The sequence below is a fragment of the Acinetobacter sp. 24-47-66 genome (genome assembly GCF_056779755.1).
On the sequence record NZ_JBWYIL010000004.1, the window covers coordinates 103,481 to 116,639 of the forward strand.

General features: G+C 37.1%; 15 protein-coding genes. 6 read left to right on the forward strand and 9 right to left on the reverse strand.

The features are described from left to right. Nucleotides 1–128: 128 nt before the first annotated feature. From AC1M84_RS05605 to AC1M84_RS05625, 5 genes are all read right to left on the reverse strand, one after another. Nucleotides 129–716, reverse strand: coding sequence for a lecithin retinol acyltransferase family protein (locus AC1M84_RS05605; protein WP_051586486.1), 588 nt, complete (start codon nucleotides 714–716; stop codon nucleotides 129–131). Nucleotides 717–863: 147 nt separating this feature from the next. Next, the gene (locus AC1M84_RS05610) at nucleotides 864–1,100 is read right to left on the reverse strand and encodes a hypothetical protein (protein WP_481594593.1); all 237 of its coding nucleotides are present in this window, start codon (nucleotides 1,098–1,100) and stop codon (nucleotides 864–866) included. A gap of 114 nt (nucleotides 1,101–1,214) precedes the next feature. Then, a complete protein-coding gene (locus AC1M84_RS05615) occupies nucleotides 1,215–1,448 on the reverse strand; it encodes a hypothetical protein (protein ID WP_035263705.1) in 234 nt (77 codons plus the stop codon). Nucleotides 1,449–1,690: 242 nt separating this feature from the next. After that, a complete protein-coding gene (trmA, locus tag AC1M84_RS05620; RefSeq protein WP_481594594.1) occupies nucleotides 1,691–2,776 on the reverse strand; it encodes a tRNA (uridine(54)-C5)-methyltransferase TrmA in 1,086 nt (361 codons plus the stop codon). A gap of 85 nt (nucleotides 2,777–2,861) precedes the next feature. Beyond that, complete coding sequence (locus AC1M84_RS05625; protein ID WP_035263702.1) at nucleotides 2,862–3,761, reverse strand: LysR substrate-binding domain-containing protein; 900 nt, start codon at nucleotides 3,759–3,761, stop codon at nucleotides 2,862–2,864. A gap of 186 nt (nucleotides 3,762–3,947) precedes the next feature. Here AC1M84_RS05625 and AC1M84_RS05630 point away from each other — a divergent pair, with 186 nt between their 5' ends. After that, nucleotides 3,948–4,271 (forward strand): hypothetical protein, encoded by a 324-nt coding sequence (locus AC1M84_RS05630; protein ID WP_481592687.1) that lies wholly within the window; start codon nucleotides 3,948–3,950, stop codon nucleotides 4,269–4,271. Nucleotides 4,272–4,512: 241 nt separating this feature from the next. Here the strand turns inward: AC1M84_RS05630 and AC1M84_RS05635 are convergent, their stop codons facing one another. From AC1M84_RS05635 to ilvA, 4 genes are all read right to left on the reverse strand, one after another. Further along, nucleotides 4,513–5,862: a TrkH family potassium uptake protein gene (locus AC1M84_RS05635; protein ID WP_481594658.1), complete on the reverse strand. Its 1,350-nt coding sequence runs from the start codon at nucleotides 5,860–5,862 to the stop codon at nucleotides 4,513–4,515. Then, nucleotides 5,862–6,518 carry a potassium channel family protein gene (locus AC1M84_RS05640; protein ID WP_035263698.1) on the reverse strand — a complete coding sequence of 219 codons (657 nt, stop codon included), beginning with the start codon at nucleotides 6,516–6,518 and terminating at the stop codon, nucleotides 5,862–5,864. Before AC1M84_RS05640 ends, AC1M84_RS05635 begins: the two co-directional genes overlap by 1 nt. A gap of 107 nt (nucleotides 6,519–6,625) precedes the next feature. Then, the gene (locus AC1M84_RS05645; protein WP_481594595.1) at nucleotides 6,626–6,973 is read right to left on the reverse strand and encodes a hypothetical protein; all 348 of its coding nucleotides are present in this window, start codon (nucleotides 6,971–6,973) and stop codon (nucleotides 6,626–6,628) included. Nucleotides 6,974–7,087: 114 nt separating this feature from the next. Then, nucleotides 7,088–8,626, reverse strand: a complete 1,539-nt coding sequence (ilvA, locus tag AC1M84_RS05650) for a threonine ammonia-lyase, biosynthetic (protein WP_481594596.1) — start codon at nucleotides 8,624–8,626, stop codon at nucleotides 7,088–7,090. 104 nt (nucleotides 8,627–8,730) lie between these two features. On the opposite strand from ilvA, the gene rpiA reads away from it, so the two are divergent. The 5 genes from rpiA to clpS all read left to right on the forward strand — a co-directional run bounded on the left by rpiA (nucleotide 8,731) and on the right by clpS (nucleotide 13,151). Continuing rightward, the gene (gene rpiA / locus AC1M84_RS05655; RefSeq protein ID WP_481591051.1) at nucleotides 8,731–9,402 is read left to right on the forward strand and encodes a ribose-5-phosphate isomerase RpiA; all 672 of its coding nucleotides are present in this window, start codon (nucleotides 8,731–8,733) and stop codon (nucleotides 9,400–9,402) included. Between the two features lie 113 nt (nucleotides 9,403–9,515). Then, entirely contained in the window at nucleotides 9,516–10,199 is a 684-nt protein-coding gene (locus AC1M84_RS05660; RefSeq protein ID WP_481592684.1) for a M48 family metallopeptidase, read from the forward strand. A 646-nt stretch (nucleotides 10,200–10,845) separates the two neighbouring features. Next, nucleotides 10,846–11,895 (forward strand): N-acetyl-gamma-glutamyl-phosphate reductase, encoded by a 1,050-nt coding sequence (argC, locus tag AC1M84_RS05665; protein WP_481589944.1) that lies wholly within the window; start codon nucleotides 10,846–10,848, stop codon nucleotides 11,893–11,895. A 76-nt stretch (nucleotides 11,896–11,971) separates the two neighbouring features. Continuing rightward, nucleotides 11,972–12,721, forward strand: coding sequence for a DUF6776 family protein (locus AC1M84_RS05670; protein ID WP_481592683.1), 750 nt, complete (start codon nucleotides 11,972–11,974; stop codon nucleotides 12,719–12,721). 16 nt (nucleotides 12,722–12,737) lie between these two features. Then, the gene (gene clpS / locus AC1M84_RS05675) at nucleotides 12,738–13,151 is read left to right on the forward strand and encodes an ATP-dependent Clp protease adapter ClpS (protein ID WP_035263688.1); all 414 of its coding nucleotides are present in this window, start codon (nucleotides 12,738–12,740) and stop codon (nucleotides 13,149–13,151) included. The last annotated feature ends 8 nt before the right edge of the window (nucleotides 13,152–13,159 follow it).

Here is a 13,159-nt window from a genome sequence, read left to right on the forward strand (position 1 = left end):
TGATTAGATAAAGGTGAGTATTTAAGAATAATTTAATAAGTTATAAATAAAAACTAAAATAACATTATATTTCAAATATATATTTGACTATTTGGATTTTCAAGCGCATATTTAATTCAACCGAAAGGTTAATTTGAAACTTTGTTTTCCTCGAAACCCTGCTTAAGCGGGGCTTTTTTTTGCTTTAGTTTCTGATGTTGCTGTAAAGCGATATACACAGGGCCTTTCAGTTTGCGCTGATCATTTAACTTTTTCTTAATATAAAATACCAAAGCAAAACAGGTGGTTGCTAAAGTTAAAAGAAGACTATTTAAGTAGCTCATGAGTGAGCTGATATAACCAATAGTGGTGAGTCTATTCATCATTTTGATGACTTGTGGACTACTTTCGATGCCCGTGATCGCCCAAGAACATAAGTGTTCACAATTATTAATAATGAGATGATAGTTATTTTCATGCATTCGAGAGCGCATTCGTCTTACGACAGCACGACCTGAATATTTGGGGGTGCTATAATGCCGAATCGTAATTTTTTTGCCATGTGCAAATTTTTGCAGAGATGTAATTTCGATCGGATGTTTTTTAAAGAGATGAGCAAAACCTGAATAATGAATAACACGACCCTTACCCACATAAATACCATGATGTGAATAACCAAAATGCTTAACAATTAAGTGAGCACCAAGAGGGAATGTTTTGACGTGTTTATGCCGCATTTATAAAATATTCCAATAACTTTACAGATGTACATTTATTGAAAGAGAGTCCACAGTATAACCGAATTGGAAATAAATAATGAGGTATAAATACAATATAAGCACCCTAAAAAAGGTGCCTAAATTTTTTATTCAAGTCAAATGAAGTTATGAGAAGAAAGCATTTTGTGCTTCACAATTTTTAATTGCATCTTCTTTAGGAAGCTGTTGAATTTGCTCTTCAAACTCGATTTTTTGACGATCTATGGCAGTTTGAGGAATACCGCTCTCTTTCGCTAATTTTTCAATGTTGCCCCAAACTTCCTCACATGCTGAAGGTAGCTTATTACAACCACTAAGCGATATGAAAGTCGCCCCTAAAATAATGAATAGAATATTTTTCATTGAATCCCCAAATGTATTTTTAATTATCCTATGAGCTTATCTTAATTGAACATTTTTAAATTGAACAGAAAATTTATCATAAAAAAAGCACTGTCTATGCAGTGCTTTTTTTCTTTACTGAAGGGTGATTTTGTTACTCAATAAATCAGTAAGATCTTTTTTTGAATAGCCACGCGAAATAAGAACTTTTTTGATTCCGCGGATTACATCTTCATCTGATGCCTTTTGTAAAGCCTCGATCAACTGATCGTTAGTCTTACATGAACAATCATTTTCAACACAAGCAATTTGATTTTTATGCTCGTTCTGCTGCGAATCTGATGAAAACAGCTTTTGCCAAAAACTCATAGAGCCTTCATTTGCAACCAAAGATAGGTCGAAATATAGTCGATTTAAAATTTAATGCAAGTTTGTAACCGTGATTTAAGGCTCATTTTAAAATAAATATTTCGATGATAAACCTAAAGTTTAACGAAATTATGACATTGAAAAATTAAATATTTCTTTATTTATATGATTTCTAAGTGAAATTCAAAAAGAATAAAAAATGGACAGTGTAAGAACTGTCCATTTAGTAAGAAATAAATTGTTTAAATTTTCTCTAAAAGAACGCCTGACTCGACATGGTGGGTATAAGGAAATTGATCGAACAGCGCAAATTTAGTGATTTTATGAGTTCCCGATAACATCTTTAAATTGTCGTGCAAAGTATCTGGATTGCATGAAATATAAATAATACGGTTAAAGTGTTGAAGTAGCTTCAAGGTATCATCATCAATGCCTGCACGAGGTGGATCTACAAATACAGTATCGAAGTCATAACTTTGAATATCAATATTGGCTTCTTGTAAACGTCTAAACTCACGTTCTGCATTGAATGCTAAGGTAAAATCTTCAGCTGAAAGGCGAGCAACTTGAATATTATTAATTTGATTTTGCTCAATATTCCATTGCGCTGCATAAACTGATGATTTAGCCAGTTCTGTTGCTAGAACGCGATTAAACTTTAGCGATAATGGAAGGGTAAAATTACCATTACCGCAATAAAGCTCTAAAAGATCTTTATCACTGGTTTGAGCTGCATTACATGCCCACTCCAGCATTTTTTGACAAACTTGCGCATTTGGTTGCGTGAAGCTACTTTCAATTTGCTTATATTTGAATTTACGGTCAAATACTTGTAATTCTTCAACTACATATTCATCCGTCAATACAATTTTTTGACCACGGCTGCGACCAATAATCTTAATATTGAGTTTTGAAGATAAATTTTTTGCTAGTTGTTCCCAGTCTTGATCAAGCGGACAACGATAAATCAATGAAACCAGCATTTCACCGTTCAACGTAGAAAGAAAATGTACTTCAAACAGACGCTTAGAGAGCACTGCATTTGATTTTAGTTCAGACAGGAGAACTGGCATTAAATCATTAATAGATTTATCCGCGATTGGAAACTCATCAACACGTACAACTTTCTTTTGAATACCATCTTCCGCGGGTTCAAACATGGCATAAAACATATCATCTTCTGTATGCCAAATACGGAACTCAGCTCGCATACGGAAATGTTTTTCAGGAGATGAAAAAACTTCTAGTTCAGGTGGTTGATATTCAGCAAATTGATTGCGGATACGTTCAATTTTTGCATCAAGTTGTTGTTGATAAATAGAAGTCATAAAAATCTAAAAAAACTAGCACAAAGCAGAGTGAATGGTAGCAAATAATAAGCCAACATTCTTCTAAATCTTTGTGCTGTTGTGACTATCTTTTGGTGAGGTGCTCAACTAAGTAGTCGATGAACACACGTACAGCTGGTAATAAACCACGGCGAGAAGGGTAAACCACATGAAAAATACCGTGTGGTGCATTCCAGTTAGGCAGAACCTTAACAAGACGCCCATCTTTAATATAATCTTCAACAATACTGTCTGGGAGTAATGCTACCCCACAATTGTCACTTGCAAGTTGTGCAAGCATAAGTAAGTCAGAGCCCATCACGACTGGACTCACTTTGACTTTAATCGATTTGTTGTTTGAATCATGTAGTACGAGTTGTTGATCAGTATGTTCATCAACCATACTTAATATTCGATGATTTGAGAGTTCTTCAGGTTTTTTGATAGATCCAAATTCATTGAGATAAGCCTGGCTGGCGAAAAGATGTTGTTCAATATTTTCAAATTTTCGAATGACCAAACTTGGGTCATCATCCAAACTTGAGCGAACACGAAGCGCTAAATCAATTCCTTCATTGATGATATCGACACGTCGATTAGTAACCATCAATTGAACTTTGATTTCAGGATACTGCTTAAGGAAATTTGGCAGTATTTTGGTCATTTCATGCTGGGCAATTGATACGGGTAAACTGACACGAATTAAGCCTCTTGGTTGTTCACTTAAATGATCTACCAAATCATGAGCAGATTGGGCAGCATTCATCATTACTTGCGCATGGCGATAAATGTTCATCCCAATATCAGTGACAGCAAAATGACGTGAACTACGTTGAATAAGCCTTACACCGAGATTTTCTTCTAAATTATAAACACGTCGACTCAATTTTGATTTGGGAATGTCAGTTGCTCGCTCGGCAGCGCTAAAACCACCATGTTCGACAACAAGGGCAAAGCAATAAAAATCATCTAAATCTGAAAGCATGGATTCATTCCATATATGCGACGTTTTGTTAAAAAATACATTATTGTTCTGAATAGTCAATTGAGTTGCTGTGTTTTCTCTAAAATCTAAGGTTGTTATATGTAGTAATGAATAAAGAGGGCTATTTAAAAATCTAAAAGCAATGGTTAAACTTATGTTTTATAGCACGTAATACTTAAGGTTGACATGGCTTATACAACAATTGAACTTCAAGATCCTCAAGAAAATGTACAGTGCCCGCATTGTCAACACGCTGTTATCGACTGGAATGAAGAGCAATATATTCAACCTTGTGATCATACATTGTTTATTGCTATGGACTTGGGATTTGAATTTATTTCAGATGAATTTGAAGCAACTATGCCTCGCACAGTAGATGAAATTCATGCAGATGATGAAAACTCGGATGTGTTTACTGAGATTACACGTTCTGATTTAGCTCAGTTTAAAATTTATAAAGTTGCATTGGGTGTCGAAAACCTCAATCGTTATATTGGTTTCCAATCATAATTTTTTTAATCACACGCATATGGTGAAAAGACTTGGAGTTACCTTGAGTCTTTTAATTTCTTTGTATTGGGTTATTGATTGCAAAGTTCTAAGTTTGTGTTAATTCATGATAAGTTCAATGCTTTGCATAAAGAAATCATGGCTATCATAAAACGCACTTATGGCTATAAACATCCGATCTATTTTTGGATTGGTTCGTGTTTTATCGATCAACTTCACCTTAGATCCAAGTGAATTCTATCTAACCCACTTGGATTTCAGCATTAGGATGACTCAACCTGCTTTTTTTAGGGGTTGCAATTAAATAAGCCAATGTCAAAGGACCGAGACGACCCGCAAACATCAGTATCATGAGCATATATAAACTTGCAGGTTGTAATTCTGAAGTAATACCTCTAGATAATCCGACTGTACAAGCCGCGGAAACAGCTTCAAATAGTAAATCTAGAAAACGTTTATTAGGCTCTAAAATTAACAGCGTAAAGAAACCAATGAAAATGAGCATAGCAGTTATGCTAATGACCGCAAGAGCTTTATAGGTGACCGTTGCGGGAATCGAGTGTTTAAAAACAGTGACTTCGTCAGCTCGTCTCAAAAACGTGATCACACTCAATACAACAATAATAAATGTACCTACTTTAATACCACCAGCAGTACTTAAAGATCCGCCTCCAATAAACATTAATAGCATAGTCACCAAGGTTGCTGGATCACTCATACTGGCCATATCAATACTATTAAATCCAGAGGATCGCGGTACTGTGGCATGAAACCAAGCATTTAATGCTTGGTCTCCAATTGACATTGGGGCGAGGGTCAATGGATTATTTGCTTCTAAACACCAAATCATAATAAAGGCAAATAGATTGAGTCCTGCGATGGTAGAAAGAATGAGTTTGCTGTTGGTTGAGAGTTTTTTCCACTTATGAGCGCGTTTGATATCCATAAGTACCACAAAACCTATTCCACCAATGATATACAACATACTGATGGTCAGAGTTACAGCATATTGACCTGAAAAGCTCATTAAACTGTCTGGAAAAAGAGAGAAACCACCATTATTAAATGCTGAGATACTGTAAAAGGCTGCATAAAACAGAGCATCACTAAAATCGTAGTATTGAAGCCACGTAAATGTCAGGATGAATGTTCCAATCCCTTCGAAAAATAGAGAATACAATAAGACGGCTTTAATAGTGAAAGAGGCCCTTGCTAAACTGGTTTGACCAATTGTTTCTTGAGCCATCACTTGTTGCTTTAAACCGAGTTTAGTGGAAAGGCTTAAAGCAGCCAAAATTGCGAAGGTCATGAACCCTAAGCCACCACATTGGATGAGTAGCATAATGATGAACTGACCAAAAGTCGTATATGCTTCGCCAATATTGACCACAGAAAGTCCCGTAATTGTCACTGCGGATGTGGCAGTAAATAAGGCTTCTAGCCAAGAGACATTTCCTTCGTGAGCAAAGGGAAGTTTTAGCAGTAATGTTCCAATGATAATAAAACTGAGAAAGCCCAAAGCAAGCAAACTTGGTGGACTCAAATTAATACTTTGCGTTTTTTTATTGATCAATTGATCATAAAATTTCATCATTTCGAAATAAATCTCGATGAGAGTTTACGTAAAAGATTGACAGGACCTTCAACAATTAAAATGTCATTTTTTTGCAGTAATGTACCAGGTGCGATGTCATAAATTACATGTGTGCCACGTTGTAATAATAATGTTTGTACGCCGTCGCTATGTTCCATGATGTCTTTAAATTCTACACCTTGTAGTTTTTCACCCACTTCCACTTTGACAATATAACGGTCATCATTCAACGCCATATAGCGTCTAACCATTGGATAGCTTAATGATTGTGCAACGCGAATACCCATGTCTTCTTCTGGATGAATAATTTGACCAATACCGAGATGCGTCAAAATCATATGATGGGCTTTCGATTTTGCTTTTACTAGGATTTTTTCTACGCCTAAATTTTTAAGGTTGAGGACACATAGAATACTGGCCTCAATATCTTCTCCAATTGCGACAACGACGGCATCGCAATTCTGTACATTCAGTTCTCGAAGTACATGTTCATCTGTGGCATCGGCGATGACAGCATGACTGATGTTATCAGAGATATTTTCAACGTATTTTTTTTCAGTATCGATTCCAATCACATCATGTTTTAATTGAGTGAGTTCTAATGCAACTGTACCGCCAAAGCTGCCTAAGCCAATTACTGCAAATAGCGCCATTGAATATCCTAAAATTTAAAAGATCAGAAAGTAATGATTTGATTTTAATTTCGCTTTGAGTGAGTTTATCTTGTTGATCTGAGTTGATTCAATTCATTTGTTGAGGATTATTTGTGATCACTATAAAAATAGTAAATCGTAATTGAAATCAATGTCCATGAAAGTGCTAAGTAAATATAAGTTAAATGAATATGATCGATCATAAAGTTAGCATGAGCGAAACTTGTCATGAGCACAATTGCCATCATATATATCAACGTCATACGATAACGATAAATAGGAGCTAATCCCAACATGATATAGGGTAGTGCTGCATAACCTAAAAAAATAAAAACTTCGAGGAATTTGCTTAAGGTGGTAACTTCAGGATATAGATATTTCGAAATAAACAGAATTGCGGAAAAGATGATCCACATGAGAAAAGGAATTACTACAAAACTGAACCATATTTGCATGATTTATCTTAATATCTAAAATTTTAAAGTGATCGTTTTTTCTATCTTTCGATTTTAATTGTATATCAATTATTGAATTAAAAAAGCCTGTCAAAATGACAGGCTGTATTGATTTTATTTGAGGAAACGTTGATAACCAAGATTATTGGTAATTTCTTCGTATGGATAATTGATACTTTCTAATGTTTCAACTAAACCATCAGGGTTTTGTTGTGCATCTTCAGCTTCGAGTCCAACCAATACACGACCTTCAGCCGCACCATGATTACGATAATGGAACAGGGTAATGTTATGCGTTGGACCAAGACGTTCCAAGAATGTTAATAATGCACCTGGACGTTCAGGAAATTCAACGCGGAATAAACGTTCATTTTCAATATCAGCATGACCACCGATCAGGTAGCGAATATGTAATTTGGCAACTTCATCATCAGATAAGTCATCCACATCGTACTGAAACTTTAATGTCTCGAATATTTCTTGACGTTCTTTTTCGCCGCTTTTTAAACTAATTCCAACAAATACTTGCGCTGCAGTCGCACTACTTGCACGGTAGTTGAATTCAGTAATATTTCGACCTTGAAGGGCACGACAGAAATTGAGGAATGCACCTTTTTGTTCAGGAATCGTGACAGCAAAAATAGCTTCTTTACGTTCACCTAATTCAGTTCGTTCTGCAATATATCGTAAACGGTCAAAGTTCATGTTGGCACCGCATACAATTGAAACGATGTTTTTACCTTCTAAGCCGTGCTCAGCCACATATTTTTTAATACCAGCAAGTGCCATCGCACCTGACGGCTCAACAATACTACGGCATTCATCATAGGTGTCTTTAATTGCGGCACAGATTTCATCAGTATTCACCAAAACGACATTTGGCTCTACGATTGGACCTGAATTGTCAGATTTTTGCAGACGAATCACGTCAAACGGTTTTTCACCGATTTGCGCAACGGCTGTACCATCAGCAAATAATCCTACAGACGGTAGAATCACACGTTCATTTGCTTCTAAAGCAGCTTTTAAACAAGCTGACTCGTCATATTCCACAGGAATAACTTTGACATGTGGTGCTACATCACCAAGGTAAGCAGCAACACCTGCAATCAAACCTCCACCACCAACGGCAACGAATACATAATCCACATCTCGCCATTGACGTAAAATTTCATTGGCAATTGTACCTTGACCAGCCATAACGAGTTCATCGTCATAAGGCGGAATAAAAGTCATTCCTTCTTCTTGTGCACGTTGAATTGCGTATTTATTTGCGATGTCAAAAGAATCACCATGAAGTACAACCTCACCACCTAAGCGCTTGACTGCTTGGACTTTAATGTCTGGTGTTGTCTTAGGCATCACAATAATTGCGCGAATTCCTAATTTTTTTCCTGAGAGAGCTACACCTTGAGCATGGTTACCAGCAGAAGCGGTAATGACACCTCGTTCTAGTTGAGCTTTAGGAAGTTGGCTGATTCTGTTGTAGGCACCGCGGAGTTTGAAAGAGAATACGGGTTGTAGGTCTTCACGTTTAAAACGAATATTATTATTAAGACGTTCACTAATTCGTGGTGCCGCTTCGAGTGGGGTTTCGATAGCAACGTCGTATACCGTTGCTTGTAAAATTTGTCGAACCAAACGAGACAGCATGTTAATTTTCCATCTAACAGTTTAAAATAGGCGCTTATTGTAACAAACCATAAGGCTTAGCGGTTTAAAATAACTGCAAAAGTCCAAATTAGTTGAGTGAAGTCATGAGTCTATATGCAACCCAAGATGAGAAAAAACAAGCAGCAGCACAAGCAGCTTTAAAACACTTACCGAAAGGGGGCATTTTAGGCGTAGGCACAGGCAGTACTGTTAACTTTTTGATTGATTTACTTCCTGAACTTCAATTAGAAGCCGCAGTTGCAAGTTCGGAAGCGACTGCGCAGCGTTTGAAGAAGCTGGGTATTGAAGTGGTAGATATGAACTCAGTGGGTGGTCTTGATGCATATGTAGATGGTGCAGATGAGATTGATCGTCATATGCACATGATCAAAGGTGGTGGTGCGGCATTGACACGTGAAAAAATCGTGGCATCGATTGCAAAAAAATTCGTCTGTATCGTAGATGATTCTAAATGGGTAGATCAGTTGGGGCGTGATTTCCCGCTTCCTGTGGAAGTAATCCCAATGGCACGTTCTGCTGTGGCTCGTAAAATTGTCTCTTTAGGTGGCGACCCAGCGTACCGTGAAGGTGTAGTGACCGACAATGGTAACGTGATTTTAGACGTGCATAACTTAAATATCTTAAATGCACTTGAGCTTGAAAAAACATTGAATGATATCCCTGGTGTGGTATGCAACGGTATTTTCGCATTAAACAAAGCCGATATTGCAATCGTTGCGACCAACAACGGTATTGAAGAGCGTACAGCGATTTAATTTTAACTCCTTGACAAGCTAGTCTCCCTAAACTCCCTCTTTTTAAATAGAGGGGCTTTTCTTCCCCCTTTCTTAAAGGGGGGAGATGGGGATTTAATAATTAAAGAATAACAATGACTTTATCCGACCTTCCTGATATTGAAATCACCAAAAGTATTCGATCGAAAAGACTACGTCTACGTATAGATGGAACGTCAATTCGTGTGACTGCGCCATGGTTTTGTACCCATAAACAAATACAACAGTTTGTTCAAGATTCAGAAGCTTGGATCGTTCAAACTTGGCAGGCACAACAAAGTAAAATTCAACAGATTGATCGCGTTTTACCTTTATCTTTACAGTTATTTAATTTAGAAAATCCTATTCAAATTCAATATATTCAGCAGAAATTCAACTATAAGTTTGATTCAGTGATGAATGAGCTGTGTGTGAGTGATCGTCAGCCTGAACAATATTTAAAAGCCTTTGTTATTGATTATGCTAAACAGCATCTGCCTGTATATCTGGCTCAAGTATCTGATCAGTGTGGTTTAGCTTATCATGGCTGTAAGATTCGTCAGCCAAAAACGCGGTGGGGAAGTTGTACAGCACGTCATGATATTATGTTGAATAGTGCTTTGGTGCTTTTTCCTCAGGAAATAACACGCTATGTTTGTGTGCATGAATTAGCACATACAAAGCATTTTGATCATAGTGCTCAGTTTTGGGCGGAAGTGGCGAAGTATGATCCAGATTTTAAACTTAACCGAAAAAAATTAAAAATAACGCCGTTGCCATATTGGTGGATGCATAATTAATTATTATGCTGGGATTGCTTTGTCGATATTAAAAAATCAATTGTTTAGCGCTAGTCAATTAGTCTGATTTGGCGACTGGTATTCTAAATTTTGGCTATCATGATTGCTCTGTTTGGTTAGTTTGTCTCTAATATGCTCATAAGACGAACTGGTGTGTGTTTTTTGATTCTAATTTTGTCTGTACCTGCTTTAATGCTTTATAGCATCCTCATGTATATTCTACTGAACCCGATTAATCCTATTCACTATCATTGGACGAACTATTTATCGCTTTTTGGCGGGGCTATAGCGTGGTTGATATTATCGATTATGGCAACTTTATGGATAAATCAAAAAAGGATTTCTAAATTGCTTTCCGTGAGTGGAGGGTTATGTTCGGTATGGGGGGTAACTCCTTTTGTTGTGAAACAGGATCCGATCGTATTTTTTGCTCTCCCAGAGTTTATATTTGCACTGTATTTATGCTATTTGAGTTGGCAAGAAAATCAATGAAGTCACATGATAGACTTTATTAGATGCTTAACAGAGCCATCTAAATTATTAAACTTATAAAATAACAGCATTCCCATATGAAAGGGTTCAGAAAGTCACAAGTTCCTGTCATACTACTGCCTGTAACGAATACAGTCATTTAGAGGTAGATATCGTGATTTCAGTTGGTATTGTTGGTGGTACAGGATATACAGGCGTTGAACTTTTGCGTCTTTTGCTGCGACACCCAAATGTTCAAGTGAAAGCACTGACTTCTCGTACTGAGGCTGGTCGTCGTGTCGATGATATGTTTCCAAGTTTACGTGGTCATACCGATCTAGAGTTTTCAGATTTAAGCTTAGATTTATTAAAGTCTTGCGATGTTGTGTTTTTTGCGACACCACATGGTGTAGCGATGAAACACGCTGAAGAATTAGTAGCAGCGAATACAAAAGTAATCGATTTAGCCGCTGACTTTCGTTTGCAGGATTTAGCGCAATTTGAAAAATGGTACGGTATGGAGCATGCTTGTCCAGATCTACTTAAAAATTCAGTGTATGGGCTTTCTGAGCTCAATCGTGAAAAAATTAAACAAGCTCAAGTGATTGGTAATCCTGGTTGTTATCCAACGACAGTTCAAATTGGTTTGGCGCCTGTACTGAGATCTTCAGAAGTATTGGTAAAACCTGAAAGTATTATTATTGATGCAAAATCTGGTGTATCTGGAGCTGGACGCAAAGCAAGTTTAGGCATGATCTATACTGAAAATGCTGATAACTTCAAAGCCTACGGTGTTGCAGGGCATCGCCATCATCCTGAAATTGTTGAAGCGCTTGAAAATATATCGGGACAGAAAGGTGTATTTGACAATATCCTTTTTGTTCCGCATTTGGTGCCGATGATTCGTGGCATGTTATCTACAATATATATCGACTTAACAGAAGCAGGTCAGCAAGCCGATTTGCAAGTAATTTACGAACAGTTCTACCAAAACGAGCAGTTTGTTGATGTTATGCCGGCAGGAAGTTCACCAGAAACTCGTTCTGTTCGTGGATCAAATGATTTACGTATTGCGTTGTATAAACCACAACCAACAAAGTTAGTCATTTTAGTTGCCCAAGATAACTTGGTGAAAGGTGCAGCAGGACAAGCTGTTCAAAACATGAATTTAATGTTTGGATTTGCGGAAAATGCAGGCCTTAACGTGATTGGTTTATTACCATAAAAAACCTTTTTTGACTTCACACACATTTAACTTTGCAGTTAAATGTGTGTTTTGATTTTATAAATTAGAGATGACGATGCAAAACTCAGAATCAAATAATACGTCACAGCATAAAGATGAAAAAAATATCGGTTTTTTTCAATCGAATAAACCCCTTATGGCGGGTGGAATCATCTTATGTGCAGGCAGTTTACTTCTGGGCTATACGGTTGGTCATCGTCAAGGTCTAACTGTAGTTGGTTATGATGCTGACGCGGAACAATTGGTTGAAGTTGTCGAAAAACAAAAAAAAGAATTATCTGAGCTGAATAAGAAATTAAATACCTCAGTTCAAGAACGTGATGTTGCTGTAACTAACTCAAACGATATGTATGCTGCATTAAATCAAGCCAACGCTGAAAAACTTCAAATTGAAAGTCAGAGTGCGATTTTCCGAGAAGTACTGAGACAACGTGGTGGATTGAGTTTAACAGTGCAAAATTTAGCTGTTAAGTCGCTTCCAGAAAATGTATATGAATATCAGGTTGATTTAGTTCAAGTCAGTCCGAATAAACGTAAAGCATCTGGTGAAATTGAAATCAGATTAATTCAAGGTACGGAAGTCTTGGTTGTTCCAATTTCAGAAAAATCATTCAATTTCGACCATTATCAGCGATTAACTGGTCGTTGGACGATGCCAAAAGGCTTTACGCCCCAATTTATTGAAATCCGTGTAAAAGGCTCAAGTGCTCAAACCAAGCGCTTTAGTTGGCAACGTGGTGAAGCAATCGAATCAACCGCTGCATTTGCAGCCGAAGTACCGCAAGCTGCGGCAAATTCTCAATAATAGATTATAGAGTGCTATGCGAAGTAATAAACGTCATAAATGTCTCAATGACATTAAATTATCATTTCAACAATCTGGATTGGTGGATTGGCACTTCAATCCAAGATTGAGTGATGCACAAAATGATGAAGCCGATGGCGATTTAGCTGTAGCAACAGCACCACCGCAATTTAAGCGACCTCCCTTATACAATGTGGTATTGTTGAATGATGATTACACGCCAATGGATTTTGTAATTGAAATTTTACAACAATACTTTGCATTGAATCTTGACCAAGCTACCGAAGTAATGCTAACAGTACATTATCAAGGGAAAGGTATCGCAGGTGTCTATCCTAGAGACATTGCTGAAACCAAGGCGAATCAAGTCAACAATTATGCGCGCTCTCAAAGTCATCCATTGCTTTGCCAGATCGAGCCACAAGAATAAGGGGATCA